The 19,539-nt window shown below is 68.4% G+C and carries 16 protein-coding genes; 7 read left to right on the top strand and 9 right to left on the bottom strand.

The genetic code is table 11. From position 1 onward, the window contains the following. Positions 1–11 precede the first annotated feature (11 nt). From ABD204_RS02440 to ABD204_RS02405, 8 genes are read right to left on the bottom strand one after another with little or no spacing between them, the layout of a single operon-like run. Entirely contained in the window at positions 12–1,184 is a 1,173-nt protein-coding gene (locus ABD204_RS02440) for an MFS transporter (protein WP_194423115.1), read from the bottom strand. Continuing rightward, entirely contained in the window at positions 1,185–1,823 is a 639-nt protein-coding gene (locus ABD204_RS02435) for a DUF624 domain-containing protein (RefSeq protein WP_194423114.1), read from the bottom strand. Beyond that, positions 1,820–3,790, bottom strand: coding sequence for a DUF4962 domain-containing protein (locus tag ABD204_RS02430; protein ID WP_322597481.1), 1,971 nt, complete (start codon positions 3,788–3,790; stop codon positions 1,820–1,822). The genes ABD204_RS02435 and ABD204_RS02430 overlap by 4 nt, the downstream gene beginning before the upstream one ends. After that, on the bottom strand, positions 3,787–5,625 hold the full coding sequence (locus tag ABD204_RS02425) for a heparinase II/III domain-containing protein (protein ID WP_194423113.1): 1,839 nt from the start codon (positions 5,623–5,625) through the stop codon (positions 3,787–3,789). The genes ABD204_RS02430 and ABD204_RS02425 overlap by 4 nt, the downstream gene beginning before the upstream one ends. After that, complete coding sequence (locus ABD204_RS02420; RefSeq protein ID WP_194423112.1) at positions 5,622–6,386, bottom strand: SDR family NAD(P)-dependent oxidoreductase; 765 nt, start codon at positions 6,384–6,386, stop codon at positions 5,622–5,624. Before ABD204_RS02420 ends, ABD204_RS02425 begins: the two co-directional genes overlap by 4 nt. A gap of 35 nt (positions 6,387–6,421) precedes the next feature. After that, positions 6,422–7,354 carry a carbohydrate ABC transporter permease gene (locus ABD204_RS02415; RefSeq protein WP_194423111.1) on the bottom strand — a complete coding sequence of 311 codons (933 nt, stop codon included), beginning with the start codon at positions 7,352–7,354 and terminating at the stop codon, positions 6,422–6,424. Positions 7,355–7,357: 3 nt separating this feature from the next. Further along, complete coding sequence (locus ABD204_RS02410) at positions 7,358–8,311, bottom strand: carbohydrate ABC transporter permease (protein ID WP_241747759.1); 954 nt, start codon at positions 8,309–8,311, stop codon at positions 7,358–7,360. A gap of 60 nt (positions 8,312–8,371) precedes the next feature. Further along, positions 8,372–9,673 (bottom strand): ABC transporter substrate-binding protein, encoded by a 1,302-nt coding sequence (locus tag ABD204_RS02405; protein WP_194423109.1) that lies wholly within the window; start codon positions 9,671–9,673, stop codon positions 8,372–8,374. A gap of 251 nt (positions 9,674–9,924) precedes the next feature. Between ABD204_RS02405 and ABD204_RS02400 the strand changes: the two genes are divergently transcribed. Genes ABD204_RS02400 through ABD204_RS02390 form a run of 3 tightly spaced genes read left to right on the top strand, consistent with a single transcriptional unit; the run spans position 9,925 to position 12,625 of the window. Then, positions 9,925–11,019: a LacI family DNA-binding transcriptional regulator gene (locus ABD204_RS02400; protein WP_322597480.1), complete on the top strand. Its 1,095-nt coding sequence runs from the start codon at positions 9,925–9,927 to the stop codon at positions 11,017–11,019. Continuing rightward, positions 11,016–11,678: a bifunctional 4-hydroxy-2-oxoglutarate aldolase/2-dehydro-3-deoxy-phosphogluconate aldolase gene (locus tag ABD204_RS02395; RefSeq protein ID WP_241747758.1), complete on the top strand. Its 663-nt coding sequence runs from the start codon at positions 11,016–11,018 to the stop codon at positions 11,676–11,678. The genes ABD204_RS02400 and ABD204_RS02395 overlap by 4 nt, the downstream gene beginning before the upstream one ends. Further along, positions 11,675–12,625 (top strand): sugar kinase, encoded by a 951-nt coding sequence (locus ABD204_RS02390; protein WP_194423108.1) that lies wholly within the window; start codon positions 11,675–11,677, stop codon positions 12,623–12,625. Before ABD204_RS02395 ends, ABD204_RS02390 begins: the two co-directional genes overlap by 4 nt. A 32-nt stretch (positions 12,626–12,657) precedes the next feature. Here ABD204_RS02390 and ABD204_RS02385 read toward each other — a convergent pair whose 3' ends face one another. Next, the gene (locus ABD204_RS02385) at positions 12,658–14,238 is read right to left on the bottom strand and encodes a GH39 family glycosyl hydrolase (RefSeq protein ID WP_194423107.1); all 1,581 of its coding nucleotides are present in this window, start codon (positions 14,236–14,238) and stop codon (positions 12,658–12,660) included. A gap of 95 nt (positions 14,239–14,333) precedes the next feature. Between ABD204_RS02385 and ABD204_RS02380 the strand changes: the two genes are divergently transcribed. The 4 genes from ABD204_RS02380 to ABD204_RS02365 all read left to right on the top strand — a co-directional run bounded on the left by ABD204_RS02380 (position 14,334) and on the right by ABD204_RS02365 (position 19,538). Next, a complete protein-coding gene (locus tag ABD204_RS02380; RefSeq protein ID WP_194423106.1) occupies positions 14,334–15,842 on the top strand; it encodes a sulfatase family protein in 1,509 nt (502 codons plus the stop codon). After that, complete coding sequence (locus tag ABD204_RS02375; RefSeq protein WP_194423105.1) at positions 15,839–16,990, top strand: serine hydrolase domain-containing protein; 1,152 nt, start codon at positions 15,839–15,841, stop codon at positions 16,988–16,990. The genes ABD204_RS02380 and ABD204_RS02375 overlap by 4 nt, the downstream gene beginning before the upstream one ends. 185 nt (positions 16,991–17,175) lie before the next feature. Further along, positions 17,176–18,516 carry an ABC transporter substrate-binding protein gene (locus ABD204_RS02370; protein WP_194423104.1) on the top strand — a complete coding sequence of 447 codons (1,341 nt, stop codon included), beginning with the start codon at positions 17,176–17,178 and terminating at the stop codon, positions 18,514–18,516. Positions 18,517–18,704: 188 nt separating this feature from the next. Next, on the top strand, positions 18,705–19,538 hold the full coding sequence (locus tag ABD204_RS02365; protein ID WP_206697123.1) for a carbohydrate ABC transporter permease: 834 nt from the start codon (positions 18,705–18,707) through the stop codon (positions 19,536–19,538). Position 19,539: the final 1 nt, after the last annotated feature.

Below are 19,539 nucleotides of genomic sequence, written 5' to 3'. Positions count from 1 at the left end.
GCGCTTTCGGCTCAGCGGGGCGCGCTTCCGGGACGAGCGACGGCGAAGGCGGATGCGACGACGGCGCCCCATACGGGAAAGAAGAGCCATGCCCATGTCCTCGGGTCGGAGCCGGCGACCGAGTACACCACTCCGCCGATCGCGCTCCCCGTGATCGCGCCGATCGCGGTGGCCAGGCCCTGCACGCCGAAATAACTCGCGACCGAACCATCCGGCGCAAAGCCCGACACGACGGCGTTCATCACGGGCTGCGCGAGCATCTGACCGACGACGAAGACCGCCACGCCGAGGAGCATCACGGGAGTGGTCGGTGCAGCCCCGATGACGGCGATCCCGCCCCCGAGCAGCACGGCAGCTCCGGCGAGGATCACGGGGCGCGTGAAGGTCCGATTCGTCCACGCCGTCAACGGGAGCATCGTCACGACCATCACCACGGCCGCGCCGCTGTAGACGACGCCGACGCCGATCGACCCCGGCAGCAGCTGATCCGCACGGAACGGGATCACGAGATAGAACTGTGTGATCATCACCCCCATGCCCGCCACCAGTGCGCAGTAGCGCAGGAAGGCCATATCGAGGAAGGCTGTGCGTAGTCGCGGCGGAGTCCGGTCGGGGTCGCGGGCCTCCCGCGGGAGTCCGAAGAAGCTCACCACGAAGGCCACGAGGAACAGGGCCGCCGAGCCCGTGCTGACGATGGCGAAGTCGACGCCCGCGAGCACACCGCCCAGTGCGGGGCCCGCGATGAAACCGACGTTGCTGATGACTTCCCGCGTCGCATACACGCGGACCCGATCGCCTTCGGGGGCCAGCGCGGCGTAGGCGGAGTAACTCGCCGGGTGGAACAGGGCCCCACCGAGTCCCGTCAGCAGCGAGGCGACCGTCAGCATCGCGACGTGATCGGAGGCCCCCAACAGGGCGAAACCCGACGCGCGGACGAGGACGCCGATGAGGATCGCGTTGCGGAATCCGATGTGATCGGCGACCCAGCCGGCCAGCGGCATCGTGCCGTTCTGCGCCGCCGTGCGCACCGCCGTCAGCGCGGCGACCACGGCGATGGTGAGCCCGACATCGTCGAGGAAGTGAAAGGCGAGCAGCGGGATCAGCATGTAGAACCCGACCGCCATGGTGAACGTGTCGACGTACAGGATGCGCAGAGCGGCACGACCTGCCGCGTCGCCCCCCACTTAGGGGTGGTCCGTCGTGTCGAGCGTGAGCCACAGGCCCGTCGCCGTGACGGCGGGCACCGAGATCAGCACGAACGGCGCGAGCGTCGGCAGGAGCGTACTCGCGAGGACGCACACCACCACGACCCCCGCCACCGCCAGGGACCTGCCCGGCATCGCCAGCATCAGCCGTCCGCCGAGCGCGAGCCAATCCCGGCGGGTTCCATCGGGAGCGGCGGCTCCGGCCGCGGCGACGGCGAAGAAGTACACCGCCGCCGCGACGGCCAACGGGACGGTCGCCGCGGCGAACAGGAGGCCGATCGAGGGTGTCTCGGCGGTGAGTTCCCGGATCAGGAACACCCCGTCCACGACCAGCACCGCCAAGATCACCGTGGCACCGAGGCCGAGGGGCAGGCTCCGTCGCCACGTGGCGCGGAACTCGCGGAACGTGTTCGTGAAGACGGCGTCATCGCCCTCGTGCACCCATGCGGCATAGGCGCGGCTGAGGGCCAGGGTCGCCGGCAGGATGGTCACCACGGGCACCGACAGAATGAGGACGGCGATCGCACCGGCCACCACGTTCGCCGGGTACATCAGCGCGCCGAGCGCTCGACCCTCCCAGCGTGGCGCTTTGCGTGGCCGCCCGTCGATACCTCTCATCGTGCGTCGATTCTGCTCCCCGCGAAGCCGATTCCCTGCGCGACGGCGCCGGGGATCGGCGCAGTCGCGCCCTCCCAGCCCAGGGCGACCGTCTCGGTCGTCGGCCCGCGCCGGATGGTCACGACGATGCCCTCGTTGTGACGGGCCAGGTTCAGCTCGGCGGGGGTGCGGTCGTCCCAGCGTCTCGCTTCGAGCACGGTGACCAGACGCGCCTCGCGCACCCGCGGTGTGTGCCGGCGAAGCGTGTGCTGCACCTTCTCGATGGCGAGGGACGGGGTGGAGGACGTGGGGTTCGCGTGTACGCCGGTCCGCACGATCTCCGCCCGTGCGGCGGTGTCGTCCAGCGCGGCGATCGGCATCACGGCGTGTCCCGCCTCCCCGATCCACCGGTCGGCTCCGAGCGGCAGTGGCGCGTTGTCGAGCTGCAGCAGCCAGGTCCACTCGCGCTCCCGATCCGCGCGGAGGTCGTCTGCGACCACCAGAGCGCCACCCGGGGTCAGGACGACGTGACGGCGGACACGACGCACACCGAGGGACGTGTCGTACATGGCCGAGCACTCGCTCACCGCGTGGGTGAACCCGGCGTCGAGCGTCGTCGTGAGGATCTCCGCGGTGTGCTCGTAGGGGAGGTTCTCGAACACGTGGTATCGGTCCTCATTCACGAAGCCGTTTCCGTCGATGAGGATCGCGTTGTGGTGCTCGGTGCGTTTGCGCGACGAGTATCCCTCGTCGACGGCGAGATACGACCCTTCGCCCAGGAACACGAAGGTGCCCGCGTCGGGGTGGTGGTGGCCGGCGTTGAGGGTCACCCATCCGTTCTCCCGGCGCTGTGCGTGCGATGACTCCCAGGCTTTGTGGCCGCCCCCGGGTGAGGCCTTGAAGGAGACCATGGCCGCGTCGGAGTCCCAGGAGGTGCGTCCGACGACGAGTCCGAGATCGGGGAAGAAGCGTCGGGGCGGCAGTGATTCCGGGCCCTCCGGTTGAACCTCGGGGTCGAGCCACAGGAGTTCCTGGTAGGCCTCCGGACGGACGCCCGGCTTGACCCCGCTCTCATACGCTTCGCGCCAGTAGAACCGCTCGTCGACGAGGTCGGCCAACCACTGCGCCTGCGGGATCCGGTACTCGGCCGCGAGCTTCCGGTACAGCGCCACCGGGTGCCCGCTGCGACGGTCGTGGCAGTCGCCGTGGTCGACGATCCGCTCGAGGTCGGGCGCGGCCTGGTAGAGCCGGTACCAGAAGGTCTCCCGAAGATAGCTCCCTCGGCGGAACCAGTCGATGTCCTCCTGATCGCGGAGCACATCGAGGTAGCTGGCGATCCACGGCACGCCGTAGCGCCAATACACCACACCTTCGTTGTTGGACCCGTCGTCGGGAAGGTGGTCCAGGACCAGCGCGAAGTTCTCCTTCGCCCGCTCCGTCCAGGACCGTGCCTCCGGATACGTGTCCTGCAGGGCGTATCCCGCGGTGGCCAGCCCGGCATAGCAGATCCAGTTGTGGTTCTGCCAGTACGACGACGACCACCAGCCTCCCTCGGTCTCGACCGCGAAGTCGTACAGCCGTCGCCCCTGCAGCAGCAGCTTGGCTTCGACCGCTTCCTTCTCGTGCGGCTCCAGCGCGTCGCCGGCCCAGCTGTACGCCAGCGACAGACCGTGCAGGATCCATCCCGCATCGAGGTCGTGATCGGGCAGGTTCGCCTTGCCCCAATGGGGGAAGGACAGCGGTGGGGCGATCCACCGTCGGAGCTCGTCGAGATAGTGCTGCTGGCCGGTCAGGCGGTAGGCGAGCGCGAGGTTCGCCGAGCCGGGGCCGAAGTAGGTGATCGAGGCGAGTGGATGCTCTTGGGGGAGGTCCATCGTGCGCATGCGCTCGCACTCCTCCAGCAGTCGTCGGAAAGCGGCGCGACGGGTCGAGTCGAGCTCTCCTCGGAGCACATCTTCGCGGCCGTGGAGCAGGATGGGGTGGGTCACAGTCGAACCTCGTGATCGGTGTCGGGGTCGCCTTCGCAGCGGAAGACGGCACCGGCGTCGGTGAATCGGACATCGCGCAGGCGCACCGGTGCGCCGGCGCGGTAGACGGAGAGGAAGGACACGTCGGCGGCTTCGACGCTCCAGTCGGCGATCGTCGCCGGGATCGCCGGTCGGTCGGAGGGGCCGCGACCGGGGAGCGACACGAGCGTGGCCTCTGCGCGGGACGAGGCATGCGATCCGTGGAGGGTCGCCGCTTCTCCCCGCCACTGGCTGGAGACGACCGTCTCGTCCATGGACACGGTCAGCGGCACGCCGGGACGAAAGCCCAGCGTGATCGCGCGCGACGCGCCGTCCGCCGTCCGTGCACGGACCAGGTCGATGAGCAGACCGTCGCGCAGGGAAACCGCACGAGACAGGACGACACCCGGGACGGCATCCTCGGTCATCCCGACGACGGTGCACGACGCCGCGTCCCAGGCGGTGACCGTCGCGGTGGCCTCGCACTGGTCTTCGCCGTCGACGCGTACGGTCGGGTGCGCGACCGTACGCGCATAGTGACCTCGCCGCAGCGGGCTGGCGTACGGTGGCACTCCGGGGGCGGGCTGCCACCGAGCGTCACGCCCGTAGAGGTAGAGACCGAGTTTGTCGAGGTGTCCGTGGGCGCCCCCGTGGGGTCCGGCGTCGAGCACGGCGTGGATGACATCGTCGGTCAGCACGACGAACCCGGCATCGTCGAAGCGACGGGGGCCGCGCCGTGCGGGGGATGCGGCCACGGGAGTGCCACGGAACCATCCGTCGAGGAGGTCTTCGAGGCCGTCGTGCCCCACGCCCAGCCGGGCCCGGGCCCAGTCCTCGATCCGGTCGAGGCCGGTCTCGGCGAACAGCCCGGAGGCTAGGACGCAGATCTCCAGCACCTCTCGGTGCATGTGGACACGGTCGTAGGGGCCGTCGTGCAGCGCGGGCAGGTACCCGTCCGGTGTCGCGATCACCGTGAGGACGTCGATCATGCGACGCAGGGTGTCCACGACGGCGTCGGGAAGCGCAGCCGGGTCGGTGCCGCGCAGCGCCAGCAGGTATCCGCGCAGGACGAACACGTGGTAGTAGGTGGACGCCTCCCACTCCCAGCCGTCCGGCATGACGGCCAGGCGCATATGCGAGGCGACGTCGTCGACCGGCGCCGGGAAGCAGTGGTCGTCCCACGTGGTCTGGGCGAGGGTCACGAGCCGGTAGGCGGCATCGAGCCACGCGGTGTAGTTGTTTCGTTGGTCATCGCGGTCGACCACGAGGGTGCGACGCGCGTCGACGAAGGTTTCCGCGAGATGCCCGAACATCTCCTGCACGTGCGACGAGGGGGTCCACGCCCCGGCGAGGACGAGGGCGGCGTCGGCGATTCCGACGGCCCATTGCGCCTCGGACAGTGCTTGGGCGAACAGCTTGCCGCGCAGCATCCACGGCTCGCTCTGCGCGCTCCACCCGTCTGCCGCGATGCGCACGTACACGCGTGCGTAGGACTCGACGAGCTCGATGGCCGCGTCTCTGTCCGCGGTGTCGCCGGTGGCGCGGAAGCGGCGTGCGAGCACGCGTGCGCGGCGAGACTGCGCCTGGTGCTCGAGGGCGAGCCATCCGCCGGTGTACTTCTCACCGCGCAGGCGGCAGCCGCAGGCTCCGATGTGGGTGTCGCCGACGCGCTGGGTGAGTTCGACGCCGTGGACCGGGCAGACGTAGTCGTGCCACCACCCACCCGGTCGATCGGGCACCGTGGCTCCCGGAGCCGTCGGCGACACCGGTCGGGTGTCGCCGATCTCCGGCGCCGGGAGCATCGGTGTGGAGGTCATCGGAAGTTCAGTCCTCCGTTGATGTCGACCACCTGTCCGGTGACGTAGGACGACAGATCGGAGGCGAGGAAGAGGGCGACATCCGCGACGTCCTGCGGCGTGCCGGCGCGACCGAGAGGAATGCCCGACACGATGTTCTTCTGGGCCTCGGCGGGGGTGAACGTGTCGTGGAACGGGGTGTCGCCGATGAACCCGGGTGCCACGGCGTTGACCGTGACGGAGGTCGACGCGATCTCCTTGGCCAGTGCGCGCGTGAAACCGATGGTCGCGGCTTTCGATGTCGCGTACACGACGGAACCGGCTCCACCGCCGTTCTCGGAGGCGAGCGAGCTCATCATGACGATGCGGCCGTGCTCGGACGCGGTCAGGTGCGGCAGAGCCGGGCGGGTGGCGAAGAAGGCCGATGTGGCGTTGACGTCCATGATCTGATGCCAGCGCTCGTCGGTCGTCTCGGCCAGCGGCGCGCGGCCGACGAGGTGGCCGGCGTTGTTGACGAGGATGTCGAGGCCGCCGAGGAACTCGACCGCTTCACCGATGAAGGCGTCGGCGGCCGAAGAGTCGGTGAGGTCGGCACGCAGCGCGATCGAGCGGCGTCCGGCCGCCACGATCGACTCGCTCACGGCGGTGGCGCCGGCCTCACTGTTGGCGTAGTGGATGACGACGTCGGCTCCCGCGTCGGCGAGGGTCTTCGCGATCGCGGCGCCGATGCCGGCACCCGATCCCGTGACGATGGCGCGGCGGCCGGTGAGGTCGATGGTCATTCTGGTTCCGTTCGTTGTCGGGTGGGGAGAGGGGCTTACTTGATGCCCGCGTTGGTGAAGCCCTGGATGAAGTACTTCTGGGCGAAGATGAACAGCAGCACCATGGGCACGGTGGCCATGGTGGTCCCCGCCATCAGGTATTGCCACTGCGTGTTGTCCAGCTGTTGGAACACGGCCAGGCCGACCTGGATCACACGAAGATCGTTGCTGCGCGTGACGAGCAGCGGCCACAGGAAGTTGTTCCAGCTCTCCTGGAAGGTCAGGAGGCCGACCGTCGCGATCGCGGGCTTGATCAGCGGCGTGTAGATCTGGGCGTAGATGCGGAACTCCCCGAGACCGTCCAGACGCGCCGCCTCTTCGAGCTCGCTGGGCAGCGACAGGTAGAACTGCCGGAACAGGAAGATCGCCGCCGCGCTCAGGCCACCGGGGATGATGAGCGCCCACCAGCTGTTGAGCCAGCCGATGCCGCCCTGGCCGAAGATGTCGTTGCCCCCGAACAGCGGCATGAACTTCACCAGGAGGAACTGGGGGACGATCTTGGTGTAGGTCGGGATCATCAGCATCGCCACGAACGACAGGAACACGATCTCCCGACCGCGGAAGTAGATGCGGGCGAGCGCGTACCCGGCCATCGAGCCCAGCACGATCGTGATCAGGGTGTGAGCGGTGGCGATGATGAGGCTGTTGCGGAAGTACAGGCCGAACGGGGCGGCGTCGAGCGTGTCGGCATAGTTGCTCCACAACCACTGCTCGGGGAGGATGCTCGGCGGGAACTGTGCCAGCTCCGCCGGGGACTTCAGGCTCGTCAGCACCATCCACACGAACGGCACGAGCATCGTGATCGCGCCGAGGCCGAGGAAGACGTTCAGCAGGATCGTGTTGCGGGTGCGTCGCCGTTTGTGGCTTCCGGGACGGAACTTCCCGGCTTTCGAGCCGATGACGAGGGCTCGGGTGGTCGTGATCGTCATGGGTCAGTCCTCCTCCTTCGTGACCCGCCGACTGATGAGGGTCATCACCAGCAGGAAGGCGAACAGCACGACCGACTGCGCGGCGGCCATCCCCATCCGGAACTCCTGGAACGCGGAGCGGTAGACCTCGTAGGTCATCATCGTGGTGGCGTTGGCGGGGCCGCCGTCGGTGAGGACGTAGATCTGGTCGAACACCTGGAACGCCCCGATGATCGAGATGATGAAGACGAAGAAGGTCGCCGGCTTGAGCATCGGGAGGGTGATGCTGAAGAACTTGCGTACCGACGAGGCGCCGTCCAGGGACGCGGCTTCGTAGAGCGACTCGTCGATGTTCTGCAGCGCGGCGATGTAGATGAGCATCTTGATGCCGATGCCCTGCCAGGCGCCGACGATGATGACCGACCACAAGGCCCAGTCGGGGTCGACCAGCCACGCCTTGCCGGGGATCCCGACCATCTCGAGTGCGGCGTTGAGGATCCCGTACTGCGGGTTGAAGATCCACAGCCACACCATGGCGATGGCGACCGTCGCGGTGACCTGCGGGAGGAAGAACGCGGTGCGGTAGAACTTCTGTGCCCGCAGGCCCTGGTTCAGGGCGACGGCGACGACGACGGCGACCGCCATGGATACCGGGACGGTCCAGAAGGTGTACCAAACCGTGTTCCAGATCGACTGGATGAACACCGGATCCTGGAACATCTCGATGTAGTTGTCGAACCAGATCCAGTTCGGCGCCGCGAAGATGTTGTAGTCGGTGAACGACAGGTAGAACGTCGCGATGACCGGGATCAGCGTCCAGATGCCGATGTGGAGGGCCGACGGAGCGACCATGAGCCAGCCGGCGCGGCGTTTGCTGCGTTCGGCGCGGCTGAGTCCGGCTCGGCGGGTCGCCTTCTTCGTGGGCGGCGGCGGTGGGGTGTCCGCTGACGGTGCGACGGTGCGTTCGATGGTGCTCATCATCAAGCCCTCGGGGGTCAGGGGGTGCCCGGCCGGCGTCGACCGGGCACCCGTGGCGGATTATTCGATGGCGTTGTCGACGAGCGCGGCGAGGTCGTCGAGGGCCTCCTGCGGCGTCTTCTGCTCGAGGAGCGCGGCCTCGACGGCCGGGGCGAAGTCGCCTCGCACCTCCAGCCACTCCGACGGCCCGCCCTCGCGCTTGGCGTACTCGAGGTTCTCCAGCGCGAACTGCACGAAGCGGTTGGATTGCACGTAGTCCGATTCCAGCAACTCCGTCAGCGCGGGGACGTTTCCGCGCTGCTCGTTGGCGGCGAGAGCCGCCTCGGGGCTGGAGAGGAACTCCAGCAGCGCGCGCGCCGCCTCGGGGGACTGCGAACTGTTCGACACAGTCGCGAGCGTGCCGCCGAAGAACATGCCGGGCTCGGTGCCCTCGATGAGGAACGGCTCCATGTGCTCGAGCGCCTCGGGGTCGGCCTCGAGCGCCTGCGTCCAGAGGTTGTTGTGCGCGATGCCCATCGCCGCACGCCCGTTGATGAGGGGATTGACGATGTCGTCGGTCGACGTGAACCCGATGTCCTCGACCTCGTACTCGTTGATGAGGTCTGTCATCAGGCCCAGGGCGGCGACGCCGGCCTCGTCGTTGAAGGTCGCCTCGGTGACGTCCTCGTCGAACAGGTCGCCCCCGGCGGAGAACAGCATCACTTCGAAGGCCTGCCGTGCATCGAGGGAAAGCATGTCGAAGCCTGCCCGCTCGAGCGAACCGTTGTCGGCGCGCACCGTGGTGGCTTCGGCGATCTCGACGAGCTCGTCCCAGGACGAGGGAGGCGCGTCGTACCCCGCTTCCTCGAGGATGTCCATGCGGGCCACACCGAAGCGGGTGTCGAGCATGATCGGCACCGCGTACACGCCGTCCTCCCACATTCCGGCCTCGACGATCTCATCGTCGTAGGTCTCCTTCAGCAGGTCTTCGGTCAGGCCGAGTTCCCCCAGCTCCGCGAGGACGCCCTTGTCGGCGAACCCTTCGATCCATCCGACTCCCATGAGCATCACATCCGGGACGAGGCCGGAGGCGACCGACGTGGTGAGCTTCTCATTGAGATTGCCGTAGGTGGTGTAGTCGACTTCGACGGAGACGTTGGGGTACTCCTCGTAGAACAGGGGCAGCAATTCGTCCTCGAGCAACGCCTGGCCCGGGCTGCCTTCGAAGATGGGGGTCAGCAGGGTGATCTCCCCCGAGACGGCGTCCGGGTCGACATCCCCGGCGGCGTCGTCCGATGAGCCCGTGCATGCGGCCAAGCCGAAGGCGAGCCCGGCGACGGCGGTGATGCCGACGTATCGGCGAGTTGCTGACTTCACTTCCATGTGCGTGTCCTCTCGTGGTGACGGGGATGGCTGCGATGCCTGTGTGGCGACTTCTCTGTCGTCATCCCGCTGTCGATCGTCGATCGGTGACTGATCTGGTGCAACGATGCACTAACAACATCGGAAGCGCAAGAGGGGCGAGCGAGGAATTTCTGGCGAATCGGTACGCCGCACAGTCGTCGCGGGAAGTGTGCCTTGCGCGGAATCGCTAAATCGATACACTGGGGCGACACCGAGCCGAAGGAGCCGCCGTGGGTGACAGGGTCACGATCCAGGAGGTCGCCGCCGCCGCGGGCGTGTCGGCGAGCTCGGTCTCGAACCTGTTGAACGGGCGAACCGGCAAGATGGTGCCGGCGACCCGGGAACGCATCGAGCGCGCGATCGCCGATCTGGGGTATCGGCCCAATCGCGCCGCACGACAACTGCGCAGCGGGCGTACCCAGACGTTGGGGCTGGTCGTCCCGTCGGTCGGCAACCCGTTCTGGGGGGCTTTCGCACGCGAGGTCGAAGTGGCGGCGCTGGAGTTGGGCTGCAATGTCCTGCTGTGCAATTCGGAGCGCGACGCGGCCCGCGAACGTCGCTACGTGGAAGAGCTCTGGGAGGACGGGATCCGCAGCATCATCCTGTGCACGTCGTTGCCCTCGCTCGACCATGTCGCAGATGTGATCGAGGACGGTCTGCGCCTGGTCACCTTCGATCGACCGGCCCAGCCGAACGATCCCGCATCGGTCATCAGCATCAGCATCGACAACAACGTCGGTGGCCAGATCGCCACCAGCCACCTGTTGGGGCTCGGCCACGACAAGATCGCTTTCGTCTCCGGGTCGATCCGGTCCGTGAACCGAGCCGCACGGTACCGCGGGTACTGCGACGCGATCGAGGCCGCGGGTATGTCGGTGACGGACATGCCCAGCTGGACCGGTTTCGGCGCCGAGCAGTTCGGCGACGTCGAGGCGGCGCAGGTGGGCCGCGCGGCGGCACACGCATTGCTCGCCCCCGACGCCGACCGACCCACCGCGATCGTCGCGGTGAACGACATGACCGCCCTCGGCTTCTGCCGCGGCGCCCGCGACATGGGCCTGGTCGTCGGCGAGGACGTCTCGGTCATCGGCTTCGACGGCATCATCCTCGCGGAGTTGTACGACCCGCCGCTGACCAGTGTCCGTCAGCCGATCGGCGAGATGGCGCGCCTGGCGGTCGGGGAGGCGGTGCAGGCGGGTGCCCGCTCCGACGGGGCGGGACGTTCGGTGCTGTTGCGCCCGGAGATCGTCGTGCGCGAGTCCACCCGACCGCCCCACTCGACCGCGACGTCTCGAGCCGACGTCCCCACCGGAGGTTCTCGATGACCGTCGGCACTCCCGCCGCCCGCTCGGCATGTTCTGCCCACCTCGAACAGATGCCGCTGGTCGCGGTTCTGCGCGCATCTCACGCCGACGCCTACGCTCCCGTGGTCGAGGCACTCGTCGACGGGGGCGTCCGCAGCATCGAGATCACCTTGAGCACCCCGGGTGCGATCGCCTCGCTTCCGAGGTTGCGGGACCTTGTCGGGCACCGCGCTGAGATCGGGGTCGGAACGGTCACCTCCGTCGCGGCCGCGGCCGCGGCCGTGGACGCGGGGGCCGGTTTCGTCGTGACCCCCGTCGTCGACGAGGCGGTCATCGCGCGGTGCGTCGCGGCCGACGTCCCGATCTTCGCCGGCGCTTTCAGTCCGACGGAGATCCACACCGCGTGGAGTGCCGGGGCGACGGCGGTGAAGGTCTTCCCCGCGTCGACGCTCGGGGCCTCCTACGCCGCGCATCTTCGCGGCCCGTTCCCCGACCTGCGGGTGATGCCGTCCGGGGGTATCGGGATCGACGACATCGTGCCTTGGCTCGAGGCGGGAGCGGTCGCCGTGAGTGTGGGCGGGCCGCTGCTGGGCGACGCGCTCACCGGTGGATCGGCGCGCGAGCTGGCGCAGCGGACGCGGCGAGCCGTCGATCTCGTCGAGAAGTGGCGTACCCGATGAGCGATCGGGGCGTGGTCACGGTCGGAGAGAGTCTCCTCCGCTTGTCCACCGACCGGGTCGGTCCTCTCGCGCATGCGAGCGCGCTTCACCTCGGATTCGGAGGTGCCGAGTCGAACGTGGCCATCGGGCTGAGCCGTCTCGGCATCCAGACCACATGGGTGAGCAGGCTCGGTGCCGACAGCGGCGGAGACCTCATCCTCCGCGAGCTCCACGCGGAGGGGGTCTCGACCGTCGCAGCCCGGGACGCGCACGCGCCGACGGCGCTCATGCTCAAGGTGAGGCGCACCCCCGAGGTCGTCGAAGTGATCTATCACCGTGCAGGAAGCGCGGCCTCGAAGCTCTCGGCGGAGGATGTGGACCCGATCCTGCTGCGCGACGCCGCACTCGTGCACCTCACCGGGATCACCGCCGCGCTCTCGGACTCTGCGAGGGGCGCCGTGCTCGCTGCGGCGAGGCTGGCGAAGGCGGCCGGCACGCCGGTCTCGTTCGACCTCAATCACCGCGCGAGACTGTGGTCCGCCGACGACGCCCGCAGCTTCTACGCCGAGATCCTCCCCTTCGTCGACATCGTGTTCGCCGGCGACGACGAGGCGCGTCTGATCGTCGAGGGGGATCGTTCCGACCTCGACCTCGCGCGGGCACTGGCGGACGCCGGTCCTGCCACGGCCGTCCTCAAGCTCGGTGCGCGCGGGGCGCTCGCCGTCGAAGGGACGACGACCGAGCAGGTTCCGGCGGTGTCCATCCGCCCGGTCGACACCGTCGGTGCCGGCGATGCGTTCGTGGCGGGCTTTCTCGCGGCCCAGCTGGCGGGGGAGTCACTGAAGGACCGCCTGGGTCTGGCCGTGCGCACCGGGGCCTTCGCGTGTCTCGCCGAGGGAGACTGGGAAGGCGCGCCGCGCCGCCACGAGCTCGGTCTCCTGGGGGCGGCGGATCCCGTCGTGCGCTGACCGTCCGTCGAGGCCTGCCCGTCGCTGTCGGGTCAGCGGAGTTGCGTGACCAGCGCGACGCCCCACGCGGGCAGGTCGATGACCGCATCCAGCCCGTCGGGTCCGGCCTCGAGTTCCCACCTCCGCAGATCGTTCGCCGATTCGCGGATCGCCGCGATCTGTTCGCGAGTGGGGTTCAGGGGCGAGCCCAGGTCATCCCAGCGTGCGATCGCGTTTCCCGAGTGGGGCGAGAGAAGCTCCACGCGGAAGCGCGTACCGGGGCGCACACCCGTGACGTGCAGCGTCGTCGTCCGCGCCGATCCCGTCGCCAACGTCCGTTCGGCGTTCTCACGCGTGTCGAACGACGCCGGAACGGTCTGGGTCACCTCGTCGGGATAGTTGTAGACCACCGCCGAGATCGTTCCGTCGGTGCTGTCACGCGTGATGGCCCCGACCGATGAACGCGTCAGGAGGTCGTCGCCCAGAGCCGCCAGGAAACGGTAGCCGTGATACGTGGGCTTGGGGATGCCGTGATACGACAGCATGCCGAAGCCGCCGTGGAACGGCAACTGCCCGCCGCCCTCCTCCTCGAAGATGTCGGTGAAGGTCCAGTACGACAGCGAGTCCACGAGGCCGATCGAGTCGAGGTTCGCCTTGACGACGTAGGTGGCGGCTTGCGGGTAGTCGTGCGTCCGGTCCCGGGAACTCGACGAGGACGACCACTCGGTGAGGTGGATCTCGGCATCCGGGAAGGCGCTGCCGTCGACGAGGGATCGCAGCAGCCGCAGATCTGCCGGGGTCGCGTCGACCCCGCGCGTCAGGCGCGCACCCTGGCCGTGTTCGTCCAGCGCCCAGTCGGTGGGGTAGGGGTGGGTCGACACGAAGTCCAGGGGGAGTCCTTCTGAGGCGGCGATCCCGAGGAACTCCTCCAGCCACACCGGCTTCCAGTCCAGTGCGTCAAGGTCGGGTGCCTCGCGGGTGTCGATCTGGGCGGAAGTGTCCTCGGTCTCACCGTCGAAGCGGGTATCGGGGACGAAGTTGCTCGTTGCGGGTCCGCCGACGGGCAGTGCGCCGTCAACGGATTTCACGGCACGTGCCGTCCGTCGGTACAGCTCGATGTACTCGCTCTTGGTGCCGTGGAAGAACGGGCGCAGGTTCGGCTCGTTCCACACCTCGAAGTACCAGCGCCGGATCTCGTCGATCCCGTACCGGTCACGCCAGTGCTCGACGGTGAGTCGGATGAGCCGCTCCCAGACGTCGAAGTCCGTGGGCGGACTGCAGTTCGCGCCCCACCAGAACGCCGTCTTCGTCGCCGTCGCCAACTGTGAGGGCATGAAGCCGAATTCGACGAAGGGGCGCACCCCGGCGTCGAGCATCGCATCGAACAGGGTGTCGATGTACTGGAACGAGGGATCGAGACGACCCTCTCCGTCTTCGCGGTACACGAACATGTCGTCGTGGAACAGTCCGTGGAAGCGCACGTATCGGAAGCCCTGCACCTCGGCGACCTCGCGGAGTTGGCGCTGCCAATCGGCCCGGAGGCCCTCGTTCGCACGCCCCGCCCCGACGACGAGGTTCCAATGGTGCGAGAAGCGCTCGCCGGGCGCTTGGGCGTCGACGGTCAGATCAGCCATGATCAGAAGTCCTATCTTCGGTGCGGCCCTACCGGTGTGCTCGCGTCGTTGTGCGGCTTCGCGGTGATATACATCCCATGTCTATCATGGCCTTCATGGACTCTCACACCGAGGTGCGAGGACGCACCCGTCCCAACATCGTTCTCATCCTCGCCGACGACATGGGCTGGGGGGATCTCGGGTGCTACGGCGCCACCGCCATCCCCACGCCGCGCATGGACGCCGTCGCCCGCGACGGTGTGCGCTTCGACGACGCGCATTCCTCCTCCGCCGTGTGCACGCCGAGCCGGTACTCGATCGTCACGGGTCGGTACGCGTGGCGCAGCCCGCTCAAGCAGCACGTGCTCCACAGTCACGCCCCCGCGATCATCGAGCCCGACCGACCCACGATCGCATCCCAGCTCAAGGCCGAGGGCTACGCGACCGGGCTGTTCGGCAAATGGCACATCGGACTCGATTGGAAGCGCAAGGACGGCACGCGGCTGACCGCGTTCGGCCCGGAGGCGGAAGCCGACCTTCTCGACAGGCCGACGCAGTACCCCGCGGATGAGATCGACTACTCCGAGCCGTTCACGGGCGGCCCGTGCGAGCTCGGCTTCGATCGGTTCTTCGGGATCGCCGGTTCGCTGAACATGCCGCCGTCGGCGTTCGTGTCGCAGGATCGGATCGTCGGGGAGCCGACGCTCGAGCGGCCGGTCTATCAGCGCGGGATCAATCCCGGGTTGATGACGGAGGGCTGGCGGGATGATCAGGCCGACATCCGGTTCACGGAGGAGGCCATCGGCTGGATGCGTGAACGCGCGCCGGAGGAGGAGCCGTTCTTCCTGTTCCTGTCCGCCGCGGCCCCGCACCGTCCGTGCGTGCCGCCGGCGCAGTTCCATGGCATGTCGGACGCGGGCCTGCGCGGTGATGCCGTTTGCCTGGTGGACTGGATGGTGGGGCAGATCGACGACACGTTGCATGAGCTGGGCCTCGCCGACGACACCGTCGTGGTGATCACCAGCGACAACGGTGCACCCATGGTGTACCCCGAAGACGGCGACACCGACACCCACCGCCCGAACGGTCCGTTCCGCGGGCAGAAGGGGGACATCTGGGACGGTGGTCATCGCGAGCCGCTCCTGGTGCGCTGGCCGGCAGCCATCCCCGGCGGCCAGGTGCGCGACGACCTCGTCTGCCTGTCGGATCTCTACCCCACACTGCTGGCGGCCGCGGGTGTGCAGGTCGCACCCGGGGCGGCCGAGGATGCCGTCGACATCCTTTCCCGTCTCGCCGAGCCCGGACCCACCCCGCGCGGCCTGCCGGTCGTGCACCACTCGATGGGTGGCGCCTTCGCGCTGCGCATCGACGGGTTCAAGGTGGTCTTCTGCACGGAGTCGGGAGGAGGGTTCTCCTCGATCGGAGCCGACGACGACGGGACCGTCTACGGTGCCGCCGCGCCCGTCGGTCGCATCTACGACCTCGAGAACGATCCGGCCGAGACCACCGACCTGTGGGATGCCCGTCCCGACCTCGCCGCCCAGGCCCACGCCGTCCTCGCCGACATCGTCCGAGGTGCGGACTCCGGTTTTGCCGTCGACGTCGTGCCCGAGCCGGCCCGATGAGTGCTTCGGTGGTGAGCGGGCACGCCGAGGACGGCTGGGGCGGCGTCGTCGATGCCTTCCGGGCGACCGTCCCCGACCCGCGGGAGTCCGGCGCGGCGCTGTCGGTGTGGAGCGACGGGCGAGAAGTCGTCGACGTCCGGGTCGGCACGGCGGATGCCCGCAGCGGTCGACCCTGGCGGGAGGACACCCCCGCCGTCGTCTTCTCGGTGAGCAAGGGACTGGCGGCCCTGGTCGTCGGCGCGCTCGTCGAGGATGGGCTGTTGGCTTTCGACCAGCCGGTGGCGGAGGTCTGGCCGGACTTCGCCGCGCACGGTAAAAGCGCGGTCACCATCGGCGACGTGCTCGCCCACCGCGCCGGGGTCTCCGCGCCGCGCGAGAATGTCGACCGGCGCACGCTCCTGGATCTGCGGGAGTGGGCACGGCGGATCGCGGCGCAGGAGCCGCTGTGGTCACCCGGTGACGCGCACGCTTACCACACGCTGTCGATGGGGCCGATCGTGGACGCGATCGTCCGTCGGGCATCGGGCCGACCCTTCGCGGAGGTGTTCGCCGAACGCGTCGCGTCGCCGCTCGCCGCCGACGTCACTTTCGCGCCGGATGCGCGCGTGCTCGACGAGGTCGCCCACATCACCACCGGTGACGCGTGGGTCGAGGCATCGGAGGCCCGGGCGGAGGACCCCTGGATCACACGGGGGGCGACGCTGGGCGGCGTCATGCCCCGGGCGCTGGTCGCCGGCGGAGACGGGTTCAACGATCGAGACCTCCTGGCTACCGGGCTCCCCTCGGCGGGCGGGATCGGAACGGCCTCCGGGCTGGCACGCATCTGGTCGTCGGCGATCGTGGAGACGCGCGGGCGCAGGTTGCTCGCACCCTCGACCGTCGTCGATCTCACGCGAGTCCGCTCCGAGGGGCCCTTCGTCTTCGCCACCGAACCGCCGCACCCGCGATGGGGTGCCGGGGTCAATCTCGTGAGCGAGACCTTCCCGGGGCTGTCGCCGTCGTCGTTCGGCCACGGCGGGGCGGGCGGGCAGATGACCCTCGCCGATCCGGGCACCGGCATCGCCTACGCCTACGTCCGCAATCACATGGACCCCGCGCCGCCCGCGGACGTGATCGTGCCGGCCATGATTCGTGTAACAAACACGTAACATCCCATCAAATGCGCACACAATCCAACTCTTGGGTGCGCTCTCACGCTTGACACGCGCTATTGATCCCATGTTTAGTGTCAGCTAGCGATTCTCGCTCGGACAGACACCCGACACGTCGGTTCGTACGGCAACCGCATGCCGGTCAGAGATGACCGGGCCCCCCACCTAGGAAAGGACCAATGATGTCCCTGGCATTCTCCCCGCGGCGCAGTCGCCGCGCCCTCGCCATCGCCGCCCTTGCCGGCGCCTCGGCGCTCGTCGTCTCCGGCTGCTCATCCTCGGGCGGCGACGACGGAGACACCGTCACGATCGTCGTGCAGCAGCAGGCGAACTGGGAGGCGATGATGGGTACGCTCGTCCCCGCCTTCGAGGAGGAGTACCCCAACATCAAGGTCGAGTTGTCGACCATCGACCAAGAGACGCGTTCGTCGACGAACACGCAGATCATCGCCGGCAACAACCCGCCGGACATCGCCCTCGTCGCCGGCAATTCGCCGGTTTACCTCGAGACCGTCGAGAACGACGAACTCCTCGACCTCACCGACGTGTGGGAGGCCGCCGACCTCTACGACCGCTACGACTCGGAGACGGCCACTGCGCTGCAGTACGGTGACACCCCCTACCTGGTCGGTATCGCCGGCATCAACTACAGCATCGTCTACTACAACGTCGACATCTTCGACGAGCTGGGCCTGAGCGCACCCGCGGACAACCGCCTCGCGAGCGATGCGGACCTGTTCGCCCTGACCGACGCGGTCCGTGACGCAGGCTACGACCCGCTGGCCGTCGGCGGTGCCGATGCGTTCCAGTGGGTGTGGCAGGTCAGCCAGCTCCTGCAGAGCTACGCGACCCCGGAGGAGATCACGAACTACCTGACCTCCTGGAACGTCGATGTCGAGCCGACGGTCTCGTACACCGACCCGCCCTTCGTCGACACCCTCGAGCGCCTCCAGACGTGGGCGGACGCCGGTGTCTACCAGGACGGCTACCTCGGGCAGGACTACGACACCGCCCAGGCGCTGTTCTTCCAGGGGCAGGCCGCGATGCTGCTCGGCGGCAACTTCACCGCCGGGTCCGTCGACGACAACGGTGCCGGCTTCGAGTACGACTGGTTCCTGCTCCCCGCCGGTGATGACGAGCGTCCCGCGCAGCTGATGACGTACCTGGGTGAGGCGATGGCCATCCCGGCCGGCGCCGCCCACCCCGACGAGGCGAAGCTCTTCCTGGAGTTCTGGATGTCGAACGAGATGCAGGCGGATGCGGTCGCGAATTCCGGATTCGCCCTGCCGTCGGTCAACTCGCTCGACATCGAGGAGCTGCCCGGCATCACCGGCGTCGTCAGCGAACTCGTCGAGGACGCGAACGCGTACGGCGCACCCATCGGATGGGGCTCGGCGACGCCCGGCGCGTTCGCCCAGCAGCCCCTCGGTACCGATGTCGGCGCAATGCTCTCGGGTCAGATGAGCGCGCTCGAGGTCGCCGAAGGCCAGCAGGCTCGACTCGACGAGATCCACGCCCAGTAATCCCGATCGTCGGGGGTGGGGCTCTCAGCCTCACCCCCGACCACAGGTGGTGTGAAATGACGACTACGTCCCCCCAGAAGACAGCCCCCTCCTCCCGGTCCTCCGCCGACCGGAACCTCCCCCCTCTCGATCCGACCGCACTGAACGGGCGTCGCCGACGCGATCGCACGCCGCGGATCGTGTGGCTCATGATCCTGCCCGCGATCGTGCTGATGGTGGCGTTCTACGCCGTACCCACCGCTCAGGCTGTGCGCATGAGCTTCTCCGACTGGGGCGGCATCGGTGAGATCACCTTCGACGGGTGGGACAACTACATCGAGGTCCTGACCGGATCCGCGCTGTACCAGTCGCTCGGGGTCACCGTCGTCTTCGCGCTCGGATCGGCACTCGGGCGCGTAGGAATCGCCACGCTGCTGGCGGCCGCCGTGAGCCAGGGGGTCCGCGGGTCGAAGTTCTACCGAATCGTATGGTTCATCCCCGCCGTCGCCCCGTCGGCGGCCGTGGCGGTGTACTGGTCCACGGCGTTCCAGCCGGGCGTCGGGACTTTCAACGCGGTGCTCGGCCTCTTCGGTCTCAGCGACCGCACCGCGTTCCTCGCCGACCCCGCCACCGCGATCTGGCCAATCATCTTCGTCGACGTCTGGGTCGGCGTCGGATTCGCCTTCCTGCTCATCCTCGGTGCGATGGAGACAGTCCCGACGTCGGTGTACGAGGCGGCCCGCATCGACGGCGCCGGGCGCGTGCGGCAGTTCTTCACGATGACGCTTCCGCTCATCCGACCCGTGCTCGTGGTCGTGACGATCCTCCAGCTGGTGTGGGCCTTCAACAACTTCACCCTCGTTTGGGGCATGACGAAGGGCGGACCCGGTTCGGCCACGACGACCCTCCCGGTTCTCGTCTACCGCGAAGCCTTCGTGGACGGCGACTACGGCTCGGCGACCGCCGTGGCCGTGCTCTCGGGCATCCTCCTCATCATCGTGGGTTTCATCGCGATGCGATTCAGCCAGTCGAAGCAGAAGTGAT

Origin of the sequence: Microbacterium aquimaris, from assembly GCF_039531285.1 — a bacterium.
GTDB classification, from domain to species: domain Bacteria; phylum Actinomycetota; class Actinomycetes; order Actinomycetales; family Microbacteriaceae; genus Microbacterium; species Microbacterium aquimaris.
Note: the sequence above shows the minus strand (reverse complement) of the source record. Positions and strands in the feature narration are given on the sequence as shown.

Bases quoted from the DNA above. Each gene is read 5' to 3' on its own strand.
- ABD204_RS02385 (WP_194423107.1), bottom strand. From the start codon at position 14,238: ATGGCTGATCTGACCGTCGACGCCCAAGCGCCCGGCGAGCGCTTCTCG.
- ABD204_RS02420 (WP_194423112.1), bottom strand. From the start codon at position 6,386: ATGACCATCGACCTCACCGGCCGCCGCGCCATCGTCACGGGATCGGGT.
- ABD204_RS02410 (WP_241747759.1), bottom strand. From the start codon at position 8,311: ATGAGCACCATCGAACGCACCGTCGCACCGTCAGCGGACACCCCACCG.
- ABD204_RS02365 (WP_206697123.1), top strand. From the start codon at position 18,705: ATGATCCTGCCCGCGATCGTGCTGATGGTGGCGTTCTACGCCGTACCC.
- ABD204_RS02375 (WP_194423105.1), top strand. From the start codon at position 15,839: ATGAGTGCTTCGGTGGTGAGCGGGCACGCCGAGGACGGCTGGGGCGGC.
- ABD204_RS02390 (WP_194423108.1), top strand. From the start codon at position 11,675: ATGAGCGATCGGGGCGTGGTCACGGTCGGAGAGAGTCTCCTCCGCTTG.
- ABD204_RS02415 (WP_194423111.1), bottom strand. From the start codon at position 7,354: ATGACGATCACGACCACCCGAGCCCTCGTCATCGGCTCGAAAGCCGGG.
- ABD204_RS02435 (WP_194423114.1), bottom strand. From the start codon at position 1,823: ATGAGAGGTATCGACGGGCGGCCACGCAAAGCGCCACGCTGGGAGGGT.
- ABD204_RS02370 (WP_194423104.1), top strand. From the start codon at position 17,176: ATGTCCCTGGCATTCTCCCCGCGGCGCAGTCGCCGCGCCCTCGCCATC.
- ABD204_RS02425 (WP_194423113.1), bottom strand. From the start codon at position 5,625: ATGACCTCCACACCGATGCTCCCGGCGCCGGAGATCGGCGACACCCGA.
- ABD204_RS02395 (WP_241747758.1), top strand. From the start codon at position 11,016: ATGACCGTCGGCACTCCCGCCGCCCGCTCGGCATGTTCTGCCCACCTC.
- ABD204_RS02405 (WP_194423109.1), bottom strand. From the start codon at position 9,673: ATGGAAGTGAAGTCAGCAACTCGCCGATACGTCGGCATCACCGCCGTC.
- ABD204_RS02380 (WP_194423106.1), top strand. From the start codon at position 14,334: ATGGACTCTCACACCGAGGTGCGAGGACGCACCCGTCCCAACATCGTT.